Origin of the sequence: Streptococcus sp. M143 (genome assembly GCF_000162495.1) — a bacterium.
Classification (GTDB): domain Bacteria; phylum Bacillota; class Bacilli; order Lactobacillales; family Streptococcaceae; genus Streptococcus; species Streptococcus dentisani.
The window spans coordinates 130,158-150,546 of sequence record NZ_GG730092.1; the positions used below are offsets into that span (position 1 = coordinate 130,158).

The 20,389-nt window shown below is 43.4% G+C and carries 16 protein-coding genes; 13 read left to right on the forward strand and 3 right to left on the reverse strand.

Annotation, left to right across the window (positions count from 1 at the left end):
• Positions 1–2,064 (forward strand): heavy metal translocating P-type ATPase, encoded by a 2,064-nt coding sequence (locus HMPREF0850_RS04160; RefSeq protein WP_000008812.1) that lies wholly within the window; start codon positions 1–3, stop codon positions 2,062–2,064.
• Between the two features lie 77 nt (positions 2,065–2,141).
• Here the strand turns inward: HMPREF0850_RS04160 and tyrS are convergent, their stop codons facing one another.
• Positions 2,142–3,398, reverse strand: coding sequence for a tyrosine--tRNA ligase (gene tyrS, locus HMPREF0850_RS04165; RefSeq protein WP_000546899.1), 1,257 nt, complete (start codon positions 3,396–3,398; stop codon positions 2,142–2,144).
• A 140-nt stretch (positions 3,399–3,538) separates the two neighbouring features.
• On the opposite strand from tyrS, the gene pbp1b reads away from it, so the two are divergent.
• The 6 genes from pbp1b (at position 3,539) to HMPREF0850_RS04195 (ending at position 10,190) form a co-directional block, all read left to right on the forward strand.
• Positions 3,539–6,001 (forward strand): penicillin-binding protein PBP1B, encoded by a 2,463-nt coding sequence (gene pbp1b, locus HMPREF0850_RS04170; RefSeq protein WP_000747131.1) that lies wholly within the window; start codon positions 3,539–3,541, stop codon positions 5,999–6,001.
• Positions 6,002–6,082: 81 nt separating this feature from the next.
• On the forward strand, positions 6,083–6,991 hold the full coding sequence (locus tag HMPREF0850_RS04175) for a DMT family transporter (protein WP_001046351.1): 909 nt from the start codon (positions 6,083–6,085) through the stop codon (positions 6,989–6,991).
• A gap of 85 nt (positions 6,992–7,076) precedes the next feature.
• Positions 7,077–7,775 carry a 2,3,4,5-tetrahydropyridine-2,6-dicarboxylate N-acetyltransferase gene (gene dapD, locus HMPREF0850_RS04180; RefSeq protein WP_000127455.1) on the forward strand — a complete coding sequence of 233 codons (699 nt, stop codon included), beginning with the start codon at positions 7,077–7,079 and terminating at the stop codon, positions 7,773–7,775.
• 69 nt (positions 7,776–7,844) lie between these two features.
• Positions 7,845–8,975, forward strand: coding sequence for an N-acetyldiaminopimelate deacetylase (locus HMPREF0850_RS04185; protein WP_000885076.1), 1,131 nt, complete (start codon positions 7,845–7,847; stop codon positions 8,973–8,975).
• 11 nt (positions 8,976–8,986) lie between these two features.
• The gene (locus HMPREF0850_RS04190; RefSeq protein ID WP_000642765.1) at positions 8,987–9,526 is read left to right on the forward strand and encodes a 5-formyltetrahydrofolate cyclo-ligase; all 540 of its coding nucleotides are present in this window, start codon (positions 8,987–8,989) and stop codon (positions 9,524–9,526) included.
• Positions 9,510–10,190: a rhomboid family intramembrane serine protease gene (locus HMPREF0850_RS04195; RefSeq protein ID WP_000658468.1), complete on the forward strand. Its 681-nt coding sequence runs from the start codon at positions 9,510–9,512 to the stop codon at positions 10,188–10,190. Before HMPREF0850_RS04190 ends, HMPREF0850_RS04195 begins: the two co-directional genes overlap by 17 nt.
• 117 nt (positions 10,191–10,307) lie before the next feature.
• Here the strand turns inward: HMPREF0850_RS04195 and galU are convergent, their stop codons facing one another.
• Positions 10,308–11,207 carry a UTP--glucose-1-phosphate uridylyltransferase GalU gene (gene galU / locus HMPREF0850_RS04200; RefSeq protein ID WP_000811026.1) on the reverse strand — a complete coding sequence of 300 codons (900 nt, stop codon included), beginning with the start codon at positions 11,205–11,207 and terminating at the stop codon, positions 10,308–10,310.
• A 21-nt stretch (positions 11,208–11,228) separates the two neighbouring features.
• On the reverse strand, positions 11,229–12,245 hold the full coding sequence (locus HMPREF0850_RS04205) for an NAD(P)H-dependent glycerol-3-phosphate dehydrogenase (protein ID WP_000745031.1): 1,017 nt from the start codon (positions 12,243–12,245) through the stop codon (positions 11,229–11,231).
• Positions 12,246–12,451: 206 nt separating this feature from the next.
• On the opposite strand from HMPREF0850_RS04205, the gene HMPREF0850_RS04210 reads away from it, so the two are divergent.
• From HMPREF0850_RS04210 to HMPREF0850_RS04240, 6 genes are all read left to right on the forward strand, one after another.
• Positions 12,452–14,158, forward strand: coding sequence for an ABC transporter ATP-binding protein (locus HMPREF0850_RS04210; RefSeq protein WP_000904375.1), 1,707 nt, complete (start codon positions 12,452–12,454; stop codon positions 14,156–14,158).
• 1 nt (position 14,159) lies between these two features.
• Positions 14,160–15,926: an ABC transporter ATP-binding protein gene (locus tag HMPREF0850_RS04215; protein ID WP_000859996.1), complete on the forward strand. Its 1,767-nt coding sequence runs from the start codon at positions 14,160–14,162 to the stop codon at positions 15,924–15,926.
• A gap of 139 nt (positions 15,927–16,065) precedes the next feature.
• The gene (locus HMPREF0850_RS04220) at positions 16,066–16,755 is read left to right on the forward strand and encodes a gamma-glutamyl-gamma-aminobutyrate hydrolase family protein (protein ID WP_000124766.1); all 690 of its coding nucleotides are present in this window, start codon (positions 16,066–16,068) and stop codon (positions 16,753–16,755) included.
• A gap of 168 nt (positions 16,756–16,923) precedes the next feature.
• Positions 16,924–18,273, forward strand: a complete 1,350-nt coding sequence (locus tag HMPREF0850_RS04230) for a glucose-6-phosphate isomerase (protein ID WP_000018244.1) — start codon at positions 16,924–16,926, stop codon at positions 18,271–18,273.
• A 128-nt stretch (positions 18,274–18,401) separates the two neighbouring features.
• Positions 18,402–19,862, forward strand: coding sequence for a glutamate--tRNA ligase (gene gltX / locus HMPREF0850_RS04235; RefSeq protein ID WP_000031067.1), 1,461 nt, complete (start codon positions 18,402–18,404; stop codon positions 19,860–19,862).
• Positions 19,863–19,874: 12 nt separating this feature from the next.
• A complete protein-coding gene (locus tag HMPREF0850_RS04240; RefSeq protein ID WP_000382001.1) occupies positions 19,875–20,309 on the forward strand; it encodes a cytidine deaminase family protein in 435 nt (144 codons plus the stop codon).
• Positions 20,310–20,389 lie beyond the last annotated feature (80 nt).

The window sequence follows — 20,389 nt, forward strand, 5'->3', positions numbered from 1 at the left end:
ATGTCTTTTAAAGTGCTATATAGAGGATATCAACATATCCGACTATCATCTTCTTTTTCACTCACCTTAGATATTCAAGACTATCTTCGTTCCTTGGCGAGAGATGAGAAGGGAATTGAGTCTATCCAGTTTTACATGGATCAACAGCACTTTACCCTACGTATAAAAGAAGGCTTCTCTGTATTAGACAATGCAGAAGCCTTTTTAAAAAGAATTGATAAAGGGAAAGTTTCTGAGTTGATGACTCTTCCTGTTCGTAGAGAAGAGAGTGCCTATTCTATCGTTTCAGGTGCAGCGATTAAGCGTGTGCTTTTTCGTAGTCTTGTGCCGTCTCCTATTCGCTATATATGGACTTGTTATCAGGCTTTTGGCTATGTTAAAGAAGCCTATCAAACACTAGCGCGTAAGGAACTAACGATGGAGGTCTTGGACTGTTCGGCGATTTTATTGTCTTTGTTTATGAACCAATCTAAGACTGCCAGCAACATCATGTTTATGCTTGATTTGGGGAATCATTTAGATCAGTGGTCCTTGAAAAAAACTGCAACAGATTTAGAACAAAGCCTTCTTGCAAAAGAAAGCGATGTATTCTTGGTACAGGGTGATACGGTCGTTAGTATCAAGAGTTCCGATGTTCAAATAGGAGATGTCTTGGTCCTATCTCAAGGAAATGAAATTCTGTTTGATGGACAAGTAGTTTCAGGTTTAGGTATGGTCAACGAAAGTTCCTTGACGGGAGAGAGTTTTCCAGTTGAAAAAAGAGAGTCTGATTTGGTTTGTGCAAACACAGTCTTGGAGACTGGGGAGCTACGCATTCGTGTAACCGATAATCAGATGAACAGCCGTATTTTACAGCTGATTGAGTTGATGAAGAAATCTGAAGAAAATAAGAAAACGAAACAACGCTATTTCATCAAGATGGCGGACAAGGTCGTCAAATATAATTTCTTGGGGGCTGGTCTGACTTACCTATTAACGGGCTCTTTTTCTAAGGCTATTTCATTCCTATTGGTCGATTTCTCCTGCGCTTTGAAAATCTCTACTCCTGTAGCTTATTTGACAGCTATCAAAGAGGGGTTGAACCGTGAAATGGTGATTAAGGATGGAGATGTTCTAGAGAAATATCTGGAAGTTGATACTTTCTTGTTTGATAAGACAGGAACAATCACAACTAGCTATCCTATAGTTGAAAAGGTGTTACCTTTTGGGGACTATAGCGAGGAAGATATTCTCAGAATCAGTGCCTGTCTTGAGGAACACATTTATCATCCTATTGCTAATGCCATTGTCAAGCAAGCTGAGATAGAGGGGATTGAACATGAGGAAATGCATGGGAAACTCCAATATATTGCAAGCAAGGGAATTAAGTCCCATATTGATGGGCAACCAGTTCTTATTGGAAATTATGTCTTGATGCAGGATGAGCAGATTCATATCAGTTCGGAGCAAAATGCTTTAATTGAAGAGTACAAGAGTCACTACAATCTCTTATTCTTAGCTTATCAGAATGAATTGATTGGAATGTTCTGCATTCATACTCCTTTGAGAAAAGAAGCAAAAGTAGCCTTGGAGAAACTTAAGGCACAAGGGAAAAAATTGATTCTGGCCACAGGGGACACCCTGGTTAGGACAGAGGAATTAGTAAAAGATTTGCCGTTTGATCAGGTCTATACAGACTTGAAACCTGATGGGAAATTTGAGTTAGTAGAGGAACTGCAGAAAGCAGGTCATACTATTTTGATGGTTGGAGATGGGTTGAATGACTCAGCGGCTCTAACCCTATCAGATATCGGTGTGGTGATGAATGAGAGCGCAGATATTTCTAAGCAGATGAGTGATATCTTATTGTTAGATAATCGCTTGGATTTCTTCCAAGAGTTGGATTCGCTATCATCATCTTTGCAAATACTCATCAAGAAGAATATTCAAGATACCATTGTCGTAAATAGTAGTTTGATTGGCTTTGGCTTATTTAATTGGCTCAGTCCTTCAAATCTCTCTATCTTACATAATCTAACAACCTTGCGCATTGTCTTGCGTAGTCTGTCTATTAAAAATAGATAGATGAGAGTTATTAACAGAAAAAAGGAGTTACCTTTCTTGAGGTTAACTCCTTTGTTTATAGGTAAATGTTGAAGAGTTTAGTAAGTCAATACAAAGTATTTTTTCTTCCCGCGACGGATAACAGTTAGTTCGTTATCTAACTTATCTGCATCACTCAAGACATAGTCAAGGTCTTGGATGCGGTTGCCGTTTACGTAAATAGCTCCGTTTTGGACGTCTTCACGTGCTTGGCGTTTTGAGTTAACCACACCAGATGATACGAGAAGTTCTACGATGTTATGATTTTCGTCTGCTTGTACTTGATAGTTTGGAACTCCACGAAGTCCTTGTTTGAGTTCTTTAACAGAAAGGTTTTTGATGTTTCCTGCAAAGAGTTGCTCAGTGATGTTAAGGGCTTCCTTGTAGGCTTCTTCTCCGTGGACAAGAGTCACCACTTCACGAGCGAGGACTTTTTGAGCCAAGCGTTCGTGTGGAGCTGCTTCAAATTGTTTGCGGATGTCTTCAATCTCATCAAGTGATAAGAAAGTAAAGATTTTCAAGAAGCGAACAGCGTCAGCGTCCATGACGTTCATCCAGAATTGGTACATTTCGTATGGAGAAGTCTTTTCAGGATTGAGCCAGACTGCGTTTCCTTCTGATTTACCAAATTTCTTACCAGTCGCATCAGTGATAAGGGGAACGGTGATAACGTGACCAGTCTTGTCAGCCTTACGACGAAGTAACTCTGTACCAGCAGTCATATTTCCCCATTGGTCAGAGCCACCGATCTGTAGGGTGACGTTGTGGTCTTGGTTAAGGACAAAGAAGTCGTACCCTTGCATGATTTGGTAGGCAAACTCTGTGTAAGAAATCCCTGTTTCGATCCGTTTTTTAACAGACTCTTTACTCATCATGTAGTTGACAGTGAAGTATTTTCCTACATCACGGAGGAAGTCAATGAAGCTGATGCTGCCAAACCAGTCGTAGTTGTTGACCATGACAGCTTTATTTTCCCCATTTTCAAAGTCAAGAAAACGAGACAGTTGTCCTTGGATAGACTTGACCCAGCCATCTACCGTGTCTTTTGTTTGGAGACTACGCTCAGCATCTTTGAAGGACGGATCTCCAATGAGACCTGTAGCACCGCCAACGAGCGCATAAGGTTTGTGACCTGCTAGTTGCAAACGACGACTTGTCAAGATTGCGACAAGGTGACCGAGGTGAAGGCTGTCAGCAGTTGGATCGTAGCCAGTATAATAAGAGACTTGACCTTCTTCTAGGGCTTTACGCAAAGCTTCTTCATCAGTCGTTTGAAAAATCAAACCACGCTCTTTTAGCTCATCAAAAATGTGCATGTGTCTTTTCTCCTTTTTAAAATATTGTTTCTACCTATTGTATCACAAACTCGGACAATAGCCTAGTAGAATAGGGAAGAAAGTGGCTATTTTATTGAAAGTTTCCCTTTTATGGTATAATAAAGGAAGTGAGGACATTCATGAAAAAAAGAAACAATGAATTAAAAACGAAGTTGTTGTATTTTTTCCAGCAACTATCTGCCATATGGAAGAAAAAACAAGCAAGTAAAAAGATTGATAAGAAAGTGGCTTCTTCTGACAAAGTCAGAAGGGTTGGGTCTATTTTGGCTAAGGTTTTGAGTGGCTTTAAAGTAGTTTTCAACACTCTCTTTATTCTAGGTTTTATCGGTGGCCTTTTTGGAGCTGGTGTGGCTATGGGTTATGGGGTTGCTCTATTTGATAAGACTCAGATTCCTCAAGCAGAAGAGTTGGTCAAACAAGTGAAGGATATTGCCTCTATCTCAGAAATCACTTATTCTGACGGCAGTACCATTGCTTCGATTGAGGGCGATTTGTTGCGCACTTCAGTCGCTTCAGGTGCTATTTCGGATAATCTTAAGAAGGCTATCATTGCGACAGAGGACGAGCATTTCAACGAGCACAAGGGAGTTGTGCCTAAGGCCGTTATTCGTGCGACCTTGGGAACCTTTGTCGGTCTAGGGTCGTCCAGTGGTGGTTCGACCTTGACCCAGCAGGTTATCAAGCAGCAAGTGGTAGGGGATGCTCCCACTCTAGCTCGTAAGGCCAAAGAGATTATTGATGCTCTAGCTTTAGAACGGGCTATGGGTAAGGATGAAATTTTAACAACCTACCTTAACATTGCTCCTTTTGGACGCAATCATAAAGGTCAAAATATTGCAGGTGCCCAGCAGGCTGCAGAAGGAATCTTTGGAGTCAAAGCTTCGGACTTAACGGTCCCTCAAGCGGCTTTTATCGCAGGCTTGCCACAGAGTCCGATTAGTTATTCCCCTTATGAATCTGATGGTAGTATGAAGAGTGATGAGGATATGGCTTTGGGAATCAAGCGTGCCAAGGACGTCCTCTATAATATGTACCGGACAGGTGCTCTGAGCCAAGAAGATTACGACAAGTACAAGGATTATGACTTTAAGCAAGACTTTCTACCATCAGGTAGTGTCAACGGAAGCTCACGCGACTATCTTTACTTTGCAACCTTGGCAGAAGCTACAGATCGGATGTATGATTATCTAGTTGAGAGAGATCATGTCTCTGCTCAAGAGTTAAAGAATGAGTCTATCCAGAAAGCTTATCATGACCTAGCAACCAAGGAAATTGAAAACGGTGGTTATAAAATTACCACTACCATTAATAAAAACGTTCATACCGCAATGCAAAATGCGGTTGCGACCTATGGCTATCTGCTAGATGATTCGACAGGCCAGCCCGAAGTAGGGAATGTCCTCATGGACAACCAAACAGGAGCCATTCTTGGCTTTGTTGGTGGTCGTAATTACCAAGAAAATCAGAACAATCACGCTATTGACACCAAGCGTTCTCCAGCTTCAACCACTAAGCCTATACTGGCCTATGGTATCGCGATTGACCAAGGTTTGATGGGAAGCGCAAGTATCTTGTCTAACTATCCGACAAACTTTGCAAACGGCAATCCCATCATGTATGTCAATAGTCCTGGTACAGGGATGATGACATTGGGAGAAGCCCTTAACTACTCATGGAATATCCCAGCTTACTGGACTTATCGTACGCTTCGGGAGAAGGGTGTTGATGTCAAGGGTTATATGGAAAAAATGGGTTATGAAATCCCAGAATATGGCATTGAAAGTCTGCCGATGGGTGGGGGGATTGATGTTACAGTCGCCCAGCATACCAATGGTTATCAGACCTTGGCTAATAATGGGGTCTACCACAAGAAACATATGATTGCCAAGATCGAATCGACGACGGGACAAGTGATTTATGAACATAAAAGTCAACCTGTACAAGTTTATTCAAAAGCGACAGCGACCATCATGCAAAGTCTACTTCGTGATGTCATTTCATCTCGAGTTACGTCAAGCTTTCAGACTGATTTGGCCTCTATCAACCCAAGTCTGGCTCGTGCCGACTGGATTGGAAAGACTGGTACGACCAATGAAGATGAAAATATGTGGCTCATGCTTTCTACACCTCGCTTGACTTTGGGTGGCTGGTTAGGTCACGACGACAACCGACCACTAGCCAAAGGAGCAGGCCACTACCGAAATGCCAACTATATGGCTCACTTGGTCAATGCTATCCAGCAAGCCGAACCTGGCATATGGGGAAATGAGCGCTTTAGTCTAGATCCAAGCGTGACCAAGTCTCAAGTCCTCAAATCGACAGGAGAGAAACCTGGCAAGGTCACAATCAATGGCAAAGAAGTCACCGTTTCAGGTTCTACAGTAACGAGCTATTGGGCTACTAAAGAAGGGGCGCCAGTAACCACTTACCGCTTTGCCATCGGAGGGAGCGATGCCGATTATCAAAATGCTTGGAAGAGCATTTTAGGAAGTTTACCCACTCTTCCTACCCCAACTCTCCCAAGCTCAAGTAGCAGTTCGGGAACAAGCTCATCAACTCGCTCAAATCAATCAAATCGATAGAATAAAAAAGTAGCATGATTCATTCAATAATATTTTTTCATGCTACTTTTTTCTTTTTTCATTTCGTGTTACAATAGGAGAATGAATAAGTATCAAAAGAAGATTTTTAAGGGAACTCTATATTCACTGTTGTCAGGTCTGATTTGGGGAATTTGTGGTATTTTAGGAGAATATTTTTTCGCCCATTATCAGGTGTCGTCTGGCTGGATCACTTCCATGCGCTTGCTAGTGGCAGGGAGTTTGGTTTTAGTTTTATCAGCCTTTCAGTTACGCACCCAGTTATTGGATATCTGGCGGGACAAGAAAAATTATCTGCCTTTTTTAGCCTATGCTATTCTAGGTATTTTTTCTGTGCAGTTTTTCTTTTATCTCTGTGTTGAGTATTCCAATGCGACGACAGCAACGATTTTGCAATTTATCAGTCCAGTTTTTATCTTGTTTTATAATCGTATCGTCTATCAAAAGAAGGCTTCTATCACAGCCATTCTCTATGTTTTGATTGCCATGCTAGGTGTTTTTTTGATGGCCACAAAAGGAGATTTGTCCCAGTTATCCATGACTCCCTTAGCTTTGATCACTGGACTCCTCAGTGCTGTAGGGGTTATGTTCAACGTTATCCTGCCTCAGCGTTTTGCACGTGACTATGGTTTTGTGCCAACCGTTGGTTGGGGGATGTTGCTAGCAGGTGTTTTTAGCAATTTTCTTTATCCTATTCATCAGATTACCTTCCAACTTGATGTGACGAGCCTTTTGATTTGTTTTACTATTGCTGTGTTTGGGACGGCTTTTGCTTTTTTCCTTTCGATGAAGGCTGTGCTACTCGTCTCACCGTTAGTTGTGTCAGTTGTGAGTGCCAGTGAACCTTTATCTTCCGCATTGTTAAGTGTGCTATTTCTAGGTATGGTTTTGGATGGTTTTCTAGCTTTGGCTATGATTTTGATTATCGTCCCAATGGTTTTCTTATCAATAGAGGAAACGAAGGAAAGGTAAAATGTTCTGTTCGAGTGCTTAAGGCTTCAAATTTGAGGCCTTTTTTGGTAGAATAGGTATCATTATAACGAACCAGGAGGCGCCTATGACTGCTACAAAAATGAACGCTCAAGAGATTATCCAATTTATCGCCAATGCTGAAAAGAAAACCAGTGTCAAAGTAACCTTTGAAGGACAACTCGCAACTGCTCTACCTAGCTCTGTTGTCAAATTAGGAAATGTTTTATTCGGAGACTGGAAGGACGTCGCTCCGCTTCTCGAAGGTTTGGTAGAAAATCAAGATTATGTTGTCGAGCAAGATGCTCGTAATTCGGCAGTTCCTTTGCTAGATAAACGTGCTATCAACGCTCGTATCGAGCCAGGTGCTATTATCCGTGACCAAGTGGAAATCGGTGACAATGCTGTTATCATGATGGGAGCAGTTATCAATATCGGTGCTGAAATCGGTGCAGGAACCATGATTGATATGGGTGCCATCCTTGGTGGCCGTGCTATCGTTGGGAAAAACAGTCACGTTGGTGCAGGTGCAGTTTTGGCGGGTGTGATTGAGCCAGCTAGTGCAGATCCAGTCCGTGTCGGAGACAATGTTCTTATCGGTGCTAATGCAGTGGTTATCGAAGGGGTGCAAATCGGCAGTGGTTCAGTTGTTGCAGCAGGAGCTATTGTTACCCAAGATGTTCCAGAAAACGTTGTAGTAGCAGGTGTTCCAGCTCGTATCATCAAAGAAATTGATGCCCAAACCCAACAAAAAACAGCGCTTGAGGATGCGCTTCGTACCTTGTAATTGCAAAAGTAAAAAAGAGGCGGAACCCTTTTTCCAGCCTCTTTCTTCTATCAAAAGGAGGATCGATAGATGTTAGATTTGATTCAGACTCGACGAGATTTGCACCAGATTCCAGAGATTGGCTTGGAGGAGTTCGAGACTCAGGCTTATTTGCTGGATGTGATTGAGAAATTGACTGCGGGCAAGGACTTTGTTCAAGTTCGTACTTGGCGGACAGGTATTTTGGTTTATTTGCAGGGAAGTCAGCCGGAACGAACCATTGGTTGGCGAACAGATATTGATGGCCTGCCTATCGTCGAACAAACAGGACTGCCTTTTGCCTCTCAGCACCAAGGTCGCATGCATGCCTGTGGCCATGATTTTCATATGACCATTGCCTTAGGCTGTCTCGAGCGTGCACTTGAGGGACAACCCAAGAATAATCTGCTCTTTCTATTTCAGCCTGCTGAAGAAAATGAAGCTGGTGGGATGCTCATGTATGAGGACGGCGCTTTTGGGGACTGGCTACCAGACCAATTCTATGGCCTTCATGTTCGTCCGGATCTGAAGGTCGGACAGATTGCGACCAATACACACACTCTCTTTGCAGGGACCTGTGAGGTGAAAATTCGTTTCAAAGGAAAAGGAGGACACGCAGCTTTTCCGCATGAAGCCAATGACGCCTTGGTGGCTGCTAGTTACTTTGTAACCCAAGTGCAGTCAGTTGTCAGCCGCAATGTCAACCCCATCGAGGGAGCGGTGGTGACCTTTGGCCTTTTCCAAGCTGGAACAACCAACAATGTCATCACAGACACAGCTTTTTTACATGGAACTATTCGCGCCTTGACCCAGGAAATGAGCCTTTTGGTACAAAAGAGAGTCAAAACAGTCGCAGAAGGAGTTGCGGCAGCCTTTGGTATGGAAGTAGAAGTGGAACTCAAACAAGGGGGCTACCTGCCTGTTGAGAACAATCCAGCCTTGGCGCGTGAACTGATGGACTTCTTTGAAGAAAAAGAGGGAATTGAATTGACTGATATAGAGCCTGCTATGACAGGTGAGGACTTTGGTTGCCTCCTTTCAAAAGTTGATGGCGTTATGTTCTGGCTAGGTATTGATAGTCCCTACGCCCTTCATCATCCTCAGATGAGTCCTAAGGAAGAGGCCTTAGCCATCGGGGTGGAAGCGGTCTCTAGCTTTCTTCAAAAGAAGGCGGCGGAGTAGAGGTGTTGTCTATGAAAGCAGAACTACGCAAGCAAGTCTTGCAAGAAATGAAGGCTTTATCTCAGAAGCAAAAACAGGCTATGGATCGAGTTTTAACAGAACGATTTTTGAATCACTCCTTTTACCAAGAAGCCAAAACCATCGCAACCTATCTCTCCTTCCCTCATGAATTTCAAACGCAAGGATTGATCAAGCAGGCGCTGAAGGAGGGCAAAAAGGTTCTGATACCCAAAACCTATCCCAAGGGGCGCATGGAGTTTGTGGTCTATGATCCGCAGCAGTTGGTAAAAACTTCCTTTGGTTTACTGGAACCGCAAGGAGACTTGGAAGTGGTGGAACCGTCTCAGATTGATTTAATTCATGTTCCGGGCTTGGCTTTTACAACAGAGGGCTATCGGATTGGATATGGTGGAGGCTACTACGACCGCTATCTGGAGAATTTTGCTGGGCATACTATGAGCACAATCTATCCTTGTCAAATCCAGAATTTCAACTCGGAAGATCACGATATTCCCGTCCAGGAGGTGCTAATCTATGAAGGAAATCTTTGATAAACGCTACCCTGTGACGAGTTTTTTCCTCCTAGTGACAGCTTTGGTATTTCTCTTGATGCTGATTACTACGGGTATCAACTTTGATCAAGTAAAAACTCTTTTTCAGTTTGGAGCTATGTATGGACCGATCATTCGCCTGTTCCCAGAGCAGATTTGGCGCCTATTTTCGGCTATATTTGTGCACATTGGATGGGAGCATTTCATTGTCAATATGATTTCACTTTACTTTCTTGGGCGACAGGTGGAGGAGATTTTCGGATCCAGGCAGTTCTTTTTTCTTTATATCTTATCAGGAATGATGGGCAACCTCTTTGTTTTTGCTTTCACACCGAAAGTCCTAGCAGCAGGAGCGTCCACTTCTCTTTACGGACTATTTGCTGCGATTATCGTCTTGCGCTACGCAACTCGCAACCCCTATATCCAGCAGTTAGGGCAATCCTACCTGACGCTTTTCGTGATAAATATCATTGGAAGTATTCTGATTCCAGGAATCAGCCTAGCAGGGCATATTGGTGGCGCAGTAGGCGGTGCTTTTCTAGCAGTCATCTTTCCAGTCAAATGGGAGAGAAGGATGTACAGTACCAGCCAGCGAATCGGAGCAACTGTACTTTTTGTCGCACTAGCCGTTTTCCTTTTCTATAAGGGAATGAGCTATGTGTAGGGATGGAATAGTTAAATGCAAGCACCGATTCGGTTGCTAATAAGTCATCTGCAAAGATGGCTTTTTTTATTGCAAGCTTCAACAAAAAAGCCCTTAATTAAGAGCTTTGTTTTTCTTCTATTTCCCCTCAGCTAACTCTTTTCCGAGTTGGATGAGGTAATCTTTCAAATCATCTTTGACTTGTGGGTGTTTTAGAGCGTAGTCGATGGATGTTTTCATAAAGCCAAACTTGTCTCCGACATCATAACGAGCTCCCTTGAACTCACGAGCAAATACACGTTGTGTTTTATTGAGGGTATCGATTGCATCTGTCAGCTGAATTTCATTTCCTGCACCTGGAGCTTGATTTTCGAGGATTTGGAAAATTTCAGGTGTGAGGAGGTAGCGTCCAATAATAGCAAGGTCACTAGGAGCGTCTTCTGGCGCAGGTTTTTCAACGAAGGTTTCAACGCTGTAAAGACCGTCTTTTCCTTCGCCTTGTGGATCAATAACTCCATAGGCAGATACCTCATCGTGAGGGACTGGCATGACAGCAATAGTAGACGCGTGGGTATGTTCATAGTCATCCATGAGTTGTTTGGTGAGCGGAACAGCCTTTTCATTAGTGATATCCATCAAGTCATCCCCAAGCATCACGACAAAAGGTTCATTTCCGACGAAAGCTTTGGCTTGCAAAACAGCATCTCCGAGACCGCGTGGATGAGTTTGGCGGATAAAATGCAGGCGCATGCCAGTTGTCTCATCAACTAGCTTCAAAAGATCTGTTTTCCCTTTTTCTTTGAGGTTGTATTCCAATTCGAAGTTTGAGTCGAAATGGTCCTCAATAGAACGTTTTGACTTACCTGTAACAACCAAGATATCTTCGATTCCAGATTTGAGGGCTTCTTCAACGATAAATTGGATGGTAGGTTTGTCTACGATTGGTAACATTTCCTTGGCCAAGGCCTTAGTTGCAGGGAGGAAACGAGTTCCCAATCCAGCGGCAGGGATGACTGCTTTTCTGACTTTTTGTTTCATAATGTTCCTTTCTATAAGGGTCTAAGACCATTCGTTTTCTGCTTTAAATTCATTGTTCATGATGTCAGTGATTGCTTCTTTGATATTGACACCTTCGTAGATGACTCGGTAAATGGCTTGTGTGATTGGCATGTAGACACCTAATTCCTGAGCTAATTCGTAAGCTGCTCGAGTCGTTGAAATGCCTTCGATGACCATGCCCATGTTGGCTTCGATGTCTGCGAGAGATTCTCCACGACCGAGAGCGTCACCTGCCCTCCAGTTACGAGAGTGGACAGATGTCCCCGTTACGATCAAATCACCAACTCCAGAAAGACCGCTATAAGTCAGAGGATTAGCTCCAAGAGCGACCCCTAGACGGGTGATTTCTGCCAAGCCACGTGCGATGATGGCTGCCTTGGCATTGTCGCCAAACCCTAGACCATGTAATGCACCCGCCCCAACTGCGATGATGTTTTTGAGAGCACCAGCGGTTTCAACCCCGATAACATCTGTATTGGTATAGAGGCGGAAGTAGTGATTGCTAAAGAGATTTTGAACGTACTGAGCAATTTCAAGGTCTTTAGAGGCTGCAGTGATCAAGGTAATGTCGCGTACAATGGTTTCCTCAGCGTGGCTAGGTCCTGAAACAACGACGATGTCACTACGGAGGTCAGCTGGAATTTCCTCTTCCAGAATGGTTGATAGGCGTTTGTGACTATCTGGTTCCAAGCCTTTGGAGGCATGCATGATGACAACCTTGTGATCGAGTACCTTTGCTACTTGTTGGGCAACCAGTCTCGTTACTTTTGTTGGGACAACAAATAAAACAGCGTCTACATTTTTCAATGTTTCTCCCAAGTCATGGTAGGCCTTGATGTTTTCGTCGAGTAGGATGTCTTTGAAATAGCGTTTGTTTGTATGTTGGTTATTGATTTCATCGATCTGGTCAGAAATATTTCCCCAAATTCGAACCTCGTGTCCATTGTCGTTTAGGACCTGCGAAAGGGCAGTTCCCCAAGAACCAGGACCCAAGACAGCGATGGTTTGTTTCTTCATCTTCTCCTCCTTTTAAGAGTTCTTCTTTTCATTTTACCATAAAAAGCCTTTTCATGCATTACTTGCGAGTGAAAGCGCACTAATTTATAATAAGAAAACGCCTTTGACAAGATTCCTCTTTTTTGCTAGAATAGCATCAACATGAAAGAATGAGAGGAGCTGGCGAATTTCGTCACTCCCTTTTGTCTATCTGATTAGGAGGAAGTATGCTGATTGAAAAAATTAAAGCCTATAAATGGCAAGCCTTGGCATCCTTTGTGATGACAGGCTTGATGGTTGCGAGCTCGCTCTTGCAACCTCGCTATTTGCAGGAGGTTTTAGATGCTCTGCTGGCTGGTCGACATGAGGCTATTTATAGTATTGGGGCATGGTTGATAGGAGTAGCCCTCGTGGGTCTGGTTGCAGGTGGTGTCAATGTTATTCTTGCAGCCTATATCGCTCAGGGAGTATCTTCGGATCTTCGGGAAGATGCTTTTCGTAAGATCCAAACCTTTTCTTATGCCAACATTGAGCGGTTTAATGCTGGGAATCTGGTTGTCCGCATGACCAATGATATCAACCAAATTCAGAACATGGTGATGATGGTTTTCCAAATCCTTTTCCGTCTTCCTTTGCTTTTTATCGGTTCCTTTATCTTAGCGGTTCACACCCTGCCTTCGCTTTGGTGGGTAATTGTCCTTATGGTAGTGCTGATTTTTGCGCTTACAGGTATCATGATGGGAATGATGGGGCCGCGCTTCGCCAAGTTTCAAACCCTTCTTGAACGAATTAATGCCATCGCCAAGGAAAATCTACGTGGTGTGCGTGTGGTCAAATCCTTTGTGCAGGAAAAAGAGCAATTTGACAAGTTTACTGAGGTCTCAGATGAGCTTCTGGGACAAAATATTTATATTGGTTATGCCTTTTCAGTAGTGGAACCTTTTATGATGCTCATTGGGTACGGAGCGGTTTTCCTCTCCATCTGGTTGGTTGCGGGAATGGCTCAGTCGGATCCGTCAGTCGTTGGTTCTATTGCTTCCTTTGTTAACTATCTCAGTCAAATTATCTTTACAATCGTCATGGTTGGATTTTTAGGGAATTCTGTCAGTCGGGCTATGATTTCGATGATGCGTATCCGTGAGGTTCTAGATACCGAGCCAGCGATGACTTTTAAGGATCTTCCAGATGAGGATCTAGAAGGAAGTCTCTCTTTTGAAAATGTGACCTTCACTTATCCTACTGATGAAGAGCCCATGCTTAAGAATGTAAGTTTTGAAGTTGCGCCAGGTCAGATGGTCGGTGTGGTTGGAGCGACTGGGGCAGGTAAGTCCACCCTTGCCCAGTTAATTCCACGACTTTTTGATCCACAGGAGGGATCTATCAAGATTGGTGGCAAGGATATTCGAGACGTCAGCGAGGGAACCTTGCGTAAAACAGTTTCCATCGTCTTGCAACGTGCTATTCTCTTTAGTGGGACCATTGCAGATAATCTCCGTCAAGGAAAAGGCAATGCCAGCGTGTCCGAACTGGAACGTGCGGCACGTATCGCCCAAGCCAGTGAATTTATTGGACGCATGGAAAATAAATTTGAGAGTCAGGTCGAAGAACGTGGTACCAACTTTTCTGGTGGACAAAAGCAACGGATGTCCATTGCCCGTGGGATTGTCAGCAATCCCCGTATCCTGATTTTTGACGATTCGACTTCGGCCTTGGATGCCAAGTCAGAGAGACTCGTGCAGGAAGCTTTGAACAAAGACCTGAAAGGGACAACAACCATTATCATCGCTCAAAAAATCAGTTCAGTCGTCCATGCAGACAAGATTTTGGTCTTGGACCAAGGGCGCTTGATTGGAGAAGGAAGGCATGCAGACTTGGTGGCTAGCAATGCTGTCTACCGTGAGATCTACGAAACACAAAAGGGAAAGGAGGAATAAAATGAAAACTGTTCGATTTTTCTGGAATTATTTTAAAGTTTACAAGCTCTCCTTTGTCATTGTGATTCTGATGGTTGCGATTGCGACGATTGCCCAAGCCCTCTTTCCTGTTTTTTCAGGTCAAGCAGTGACGGAGCTCGCTAATCTGGTTCTAGCTTATCAAAACGGGACTTCCGAACTAGCCTGGCAAAGTTTGTCAGCTCTGATGCTGAATCTAGCGCTGGTTGTGCTGGTTTTGGTAGTGTCCAGTTTGATTTATATGGCCTTGATGACTCGTGTGATTGCCGAGTCGACAAATGAGATGCGTAAGGGTCTTTTTGGCAAACTTTCACGTTTGACGGTTTCTTTCTTTGACCGCCACCAGGATGGTGACATCCTCTCTCGCTTCACTAGTGACTTAGACAATATCCTTCAAGCCTTCAATGAAAGTCTAGTTCAGGTTATGAGCAATATTGCTCTTTACATCGGTTTAATTTTTGTCATGTTTTCAAGAAATGTGACACTAGCCCTGATAACAGTAGCCAGCACCCCAGTGGCCTTTCTCATGTTGGTCTTCATCGTGAAAATGGCCCGCAAGTACACCAATCTCCAGCAAAAAGAGGTTGGGAAACTCAACGCCTACATGGACGAGAGTATTTCTGGACAGAAAGCTGTTATCGTACAAGGAATTCAAGACGACATCGTAGCAGGCTTTGTGGAGCGAAATGAGCGCGTGCGCAAGGCAACCTTCAAAGGAAGAATGTTCTCAGGCATCCTCTTTCCTGTTATGAATGGGATGAGCTTGGTCAATACGGCCATCGTTATTTTTGCAGGTTCTGCGGTCTTGCTGAACGATCCAAGTATCGAAACAACGACAGCCCTAGGTTTGATTGTCATGTTTACCCAATTTTCTCAGCAGTACTACCAGCCGATTATTCAGGTGGCTGCTAGCTGGGGAAGTCTCCAGTTGGCCTTTACGGGAGCCGATCGTATCCAAGAAATGTTCGATGCAGAAGAAGAGATTCGCCCGCAAAATGCACCAGCCTTCACGGAATTGCGAGAAGGTGTTGAAATCAGTCATATTGATTTCTCTTATGTGCCAGACAAGCCGATTTTAAAAGATGTCAGCATTTCAGCTCCTAAGGGGCAGATGATAGCAGTTGTCGGTCCGACTGGTTCAGGGAAAACGACCATCATGAACCTCATCAATCGTTTCTACGATGTGGATGCAGGTAGCATTTCCTTTGATGGCAAAGACATCCGTGATTACGACTTGGATAGTCTGCGGAGTAAGGTCGGGATTGTCTTGCAGGATTCGGTCTTGTTTAGCGGAACGATCCGAGACAATATCCGCTTCGGTGTGCCAGATGCTAGCCAGGAAATGGTCGAAGCAGCTGCTAAGGCAACTCATATTCATGACTATATCGAAAGCTTGCCTGATAAGTATGATACCCTTATTGATGATGAGCAAAACATCTTCTCAACTGGTCAGAAACAATTGATTTCCATTGCTCGAACCTTGATGACAGATCCTCAAGTCCTAATCTTAGACGAAGCGACTTCCAATGTGGATACCGTAACAGAAAGCAAGATTCAGCATGCTATGGAGGCAGTAGTAGCAGGTCGAACCAGTTTCGTCATTGCCCATCGTCTCAAGACCATCCTCAATGCCGATCAGATTATTGTCCTCAAAGATGGAGAGGTCATTGAACGTGGAAATCATCACGAGTTGCTCAAACTCGGCGGCTTCTACTCAGAACTGTATCACAACCAATTTGTCTTCGAATAAAAAAGAAGTTGTCCTTATTGGGCAGCTTTTTCTTGTCCATAAAAAATACTTATCACGGTCTTTAAAAAAACATATTAGACAGGAAAGGGTTGGAGTGATAAGATAAGACTGTCGCAAGAAAATCGAAAGGAGACACATCATGGCTAGAACGGTTGTAGGGGTTGCTGCAAATCTATGTCCTGTAGATGCAGAAGGGAAAAACATTCACTCATCTGTATCCTGTAAATTTGCAGAGAGCATTCGTCAAGTCGGAGGTCTCCCTTTAGTGATTCCTGTAGGAGATGAGTCTATTGTTCGCGATTATGTGGAAATGATCGACAAACTCATCTTGACAGGTGGGCAAAATGTCCATCCTCAGTTTTATGGAGAGAAAAAGACCATTGAGAGCGACGATTACAATCTAGTCCGTGATGAATTTGAATTGGCACTCTTGAGAGAAGCACTTCATCAGAATAAGCCCATTTTGGCAATCTGCCGTGGGGTTCAGCTGGTCAATGTTGCTTTTGGTGGCACTCTTCACCAAGAAATTGAAGGTCACTGGCAAGGTTTGCCTTTTGGAACCTCTCATTCTATTGAGACAGTAGAAGGAAGCGTGGTGGCTAAGTTGTTCGGAAAAGAAAGTCAGGTCAACTCAGTCCATCGTCAAAGTATTAAAGATCTGGCGCCTAATTTCCGTGTGACAGCGGTGGACCCTCGAGATCAGACAGTGGAAGCGATTGAGTCTATCGACGAGCATCGCATTATCGGTTTACAGTGGCACCCAGAGTTTCTGGTCAATGAAGAAGACGGTAATTTAGAATTATTTGAGTATTTATTAAATGAATTGTAACGGTTAGAGACTCTAGCCGTTTTTATTCGTTCTTTCAGATTTTTTGTATTTTAGCATTATTACGCAAACGTTTGAATTCTGATAAAAATTGGGCAAATTCAATAAAAAAGCTTGAAAAAATCGAAGGTAAGCGTTATGATAGAAAAGAAGAAATTTTGGAGGAATATCATGTCACATATTAAATTTGATTATTCAAAAGTTTTAGACAAATTTGTTGCCCCACATGAAGTGGAATACATGCAAGCACAAGTAACAGCTGCAGACGAATTGATCCGTAAAGGAACTGGTGCTGGTAGCGACTTTTTGGGTTGGTTGGACCTTCCTGAAAACTACGACCGCGAAGAATTCGACCGTATCTTGAAAGCTGCTGAGCAAATCAAATCAGACAGCGATGTTTTGGTTGTGATCGGTATCGGTGGATCTTACCTCGGTGCTAAAGCGGCCATCGACTTCTTGAACCACCACTTTGCTAACTTGCAAACAAAAGAAGAACGCAAAGCTCCACAAATCCTTTACGCAGGGAATTCAATCTCATCTACTTACCTTGCTGACTTGGTAGAGTACGTTGCAGACAAAGACTTCTCAGTAAACGTGATTTCTAAATCAGGTACAACAACAGAACCAGCGATTGCTTTCCGCGTCTTCAAAGAACTCTTGGTTAAGAAATACGGTCAAGAAGAAGCTAACAAACGTATCTACGCTACAACTGACCGCCAAAAAGGTGCTGTTAAGGTTGAAGCAGATGCTAACGGTTGGGAAACATTTGTGGTTCCAGATGACATCGGTGGACGTTTCTCAGTATTGACAGCAGTTGGTTTGCTTCCAATCGCTGCATCAGGAGCTGATATCAAAGCCCTCATGGAAGGTGCTAACGCAGCTCGTAAAGACTACACTTCAGACAAGATTGCTGAAAATGAAGCTTACCAATACGCAGCGGTTCGTAACATCCTTTATCGCAAAGGCTATGCAACTGAAATCTTGGTAAACTACGAGCCATCACTTCAATACTTCTCAGAATGGTGGAAACAATTGGCTGGTGAGTCAGAAGGGAAGGACCAAAAAGGTATCTACCCAACTTCAGCTAACTTCTCAACTGACTTGCACTCATTGGGTCAATTTATCCAAGAAGGAACTCGTATCATGTTTGAAACAGTTGTCCGTGTTGACAAACCACGTAAGAACGTGATCATTCCTACTTTGGAGGAAGACCTTGATGGGCTTGGTTACCTTCAAGGAAAAGATGTTGACTTTGTAAACAAAAAAGCTACTGACGGTGTTCTTCTTGCCCACACTGATGGTGACGTGCCAAATATGTACGTAACTCTTCCTGAGCAAGATGCCTTCACTCTTGGTTACACTATCTACTTCTTCGAATTGGCAATTGCCCTTTCAGGTTACTTGAATGCTATCAACCCATTTGACCAACCAGGTGTTGAAGCATACAAACGTAACATGTTTGCCCTTCTTGGAAAACCAGGATTTGAAGAATTGAGCAAAGAGCTTAACGCACGTCTATAACAGAAGAAAAGAGTGGCTTGCCCACTCTTTTTTACTCTCTTTATTCGTAGACATTGGACTCAGGCGAGACTTGTGATATAATATAGAAAGCAAAAAGGCAGACGCCTAGAGACTTTATAGGAGAAACTATGTCAAAAGATATCCGCGTACGCTACGCACCAAGTCCAACAGGACTACTACACATCGGAAATGCCCGTACAGCATTGTTTAACTACCTTTACGCACGCCATCATGGTGGAACTTTTATCATCCGTATCGAGGATACTGACCGTAAACGCCATGTTGAGGATGGAGAACGCTCACAGCTTGAAAATCTTCGCTGGTTGGGCATGGATTGGGATGAGAGCCCAGAAACTCATGAAAACTATCGCCAATCAGAGCGTTTGGAACTCTATCAAAAATACATCGATCAATTGCTAGCCGAAGGGAAAGCCTACAAATCATACGTTACAGAAGAAGAGTTGGCAGCAGAACGTGAACGCCAAGAAGCAGCTGGCGAAACACCACGTTACATCAATGAATATCTCGGCATGAGCCAAGAAGAAAAAGCGGCTTACATAGCAGAACGTGAAGCAGCTGGTATCATTCCAACCGTTCGTTTGGCTGTCAATGAGTCTGGCATCTACAAATGGCACGATATGGTCAAAGGTGATATCGAGTTTGAAGGTGGCAATATCGGTGGTGACTGGGTGATCCAAAAGAAAGACGGTTACCCAACTTACAACTTTGCCGTTGTGATCGATGACCATGATATGCAGATTTCTCATGTTATCCGTGGAGATGACCACATTGCTAATACACCAAAACAACTCATGGTTTATGAAGCGCTTGGTTGGGAAGCTCCAGAGTTCGGTCACATGACTTTGATTATCAACTCTGAAACGGGTAAAAAATTGTCTAAACGGGACACCAACACCCTTCAGTTTATCGAAGACTACCGTAAAAAAGGCTATTTGCCAGAAGCTGTGTTTAACTTTATCGCCCTTCTTGGCTGGAACCCTGGTGGGGAAGACGAAATCTTCTCTCGTGAGGAATTGATTAAACTCTTTGATGAAAACCGCCTCAGCAAGTCTCCTGCAGCCTTCGATCAGAAGAAACTAGACTGGATGAGCAACGACTACATCAAGAGAGCCGATCTAGCTACTATCTTTGAAATGGCTAAACCATACTTAGAAGAAGCAGGACGTTTGACTGACAAATCTGAAAAAATGGTAGAACTCTACAAGCCACAAATGAAGTCAGTTGATGAGATTGTTCCGCTGACAGATCTTTTCTTCTCAGACTTCCCAGAGTTGACAGATGCTGAACGCGAGGTCATGGCAGGAGAAACCGTTCCGGTTGTTCTAGAAGCCTTCAAAGCGAAACTAGAAGCAATGACAGATGAAGAATTTGTGACAGAAAACATCTTCCCACAAATCAAAGCAGTTCAAAAAGAAACAGGTATTAAAGGGAAAAACCTCTTCATGCCGATTCGTATTGCTGTATCAGGTGAAATGCATGGACCAGAATTACCAGACACCATTTTCTTACTCGGACGTGAAAAGTCAATCCAGCATATTGAAAACATGCTGAAAGAGATCTCTAAATAAAAAGGACTTCCGATGGATACATGGGAAAAAATGTATGAAGAAGCACGAACCTTATTCAATCCCCATGAAGTTTCTGACTTTGTTTATGCTAACCATGTTGTTGCTGCGATAGAAGCAGAAGATGGTCAAATCTTCACAGGATTTTGTATGGAGGGCACTTGTGGCGTTTTTCATCTTTGTGCAGAACGAGCGGCTCTCTTCAATATGTATCAATTTTCAGGACAAACTAAAGTTAAGAAAATCCTCGCCTTTCGAGATAAACCTCCCTACGGCGAAGGATCAGGTATGCCCTGTGGCGCATGCAGAGAATTTCTCTTAGAATTGAATGCTGAAAATAAAGAAGCGGAGTTCATGATGGATTACGAAACAAGAAAAACAATCAAAGTTGCCGAATTGATCCCGTACTGGTGGGGAGAGGAACGTGCGACTAATTGGCAAACAAAATAGAGAGAGTCAGTTAAACTGGCTCTTTTCTATTATCATAGAAAAATTTGTATAGGAGATTAAAAAAGTCCTTGACAAAGGGG

What these genes read in the sequence shown, in the direction of transcription:
- HMPREF0850_RS04160 (WP_000008812.1), top strand. Translation starts at nt 1, where the DNA reads ATGTCTTTTAAAGTGCTATATAGAGGATATCAACATATCCGACTATCA.
- tyrS (WP_000546899.1), bottom strand. Translation starts at nt 3,398, where the DNA reads ATGCACATTTTTGATGAGCTAAAAGAGCGTGGTTTGATTTTTCAAACG.
- pbp1b (WP_000747131.1), top strand. Translation starts at nt 3,539, where the DNA reads ATGAAAAAAAGAAACAATGAATTAAAAACGAAGTTGTTGTATTTTTTC.
- HMPREF0850_RS04175 (WP_001046351.1), top strand. Translation starts at nt 6,083, where the DNA reads ATGAATAAGTATCAAAAGAAGATTTTTAAGGGAACTCTATATTCACTG.
- dapD (WP_000127455.1), top strand. Translation starts at nt 7,077, where the DNA reads ATGACTGCTACAAAAATGAACGCTCAAGAGATTATCCAATTTATCGCC.
- HMPREF0850_RS04185 (WP_000885076.1), top strand. Translation starts at nt 7,845, where the DNA reads ATGTTAGATTTGATTCAGACTCGACGAGATTTGCACCAGATTCCAGAG.
- HMPREF0850_RS04190 (WP_000642765.1), top strand. Translation starts at nt 8,987, where the DNA reads ATGAAAGCAGAACTACGCAAGCAAGTCTTGCAAGAAATGAAGGCTTTA.
- HMPREF0850_RS04195 (WP_000658468.1), top strand. Translation starts at nt 9,510, where the DNA reads ATGAAGGAAATCTTTGATAAACGCTACCCTGTGACGAGTTTTTTCCTC.
- galU (WP_000811026.1), bottom strand. Translation starts at nt 11,207, where the DNA reads ATGAAACAAAAAGTCAGAAAAGCAGTCATCCCTGCCGCTGGATTGGGA.
- HMPREF0850_RS04205 (WP_000745031.1), bottom strand. Translation starts at nt 12,245, where the DNA reads ATGAAGAAACAAACCATCGCTGTCTTGGGTCCTGGTTCTTGGGGAACT.
- HMPREF0850_RS04210 (WP_000904375.1), top strand. Translation starts at nt 12,452, where the DNA reads ATGCTGATTGAAAAAATTAAAGCCTATAAATGGCAAGCCTTGGCATCC.
- HMPREF0850_RS04215 (WP_000859996.1), top strand. Translation starts at nt 14,160, where the DNA reads ATGAAAACTGTTCGATTTTTCTGGAATTATTTTAAAGTTTACAAGCTC.
- HMPREF0850_RS04220 (WP_000124766.1), top strand. Translation starts at nt 16,066, where the DNA reads ATGGCTAGAACGGTTGTAGGGGTTGCTGCAAATCTATGTCCTGTAGAT.
- HMPREF0850_RS04230 (WP_000018244.1), top strand. Translation starts at nt 16,924, where the DNA reads ATGTCACATATTAAATTTGATTATTCAAAAGTTTTAGACAAATTTGTT.
- gltX (WP_000031067.1), top strand. Translation starts at nt 18,402, where the DNA reads ATGTCAAAAGATATCCGCGTACGCTACGCACCAAGTCCAACAGGACTA.
- HMPREF0850_RS04240 (WP_000382001.1), top strand. Translation starts at nt 19,875, where the DNA reads ATGGATACATGGGAAAAAATGTATGAAGAAGCACGAACCTTATTCAAT.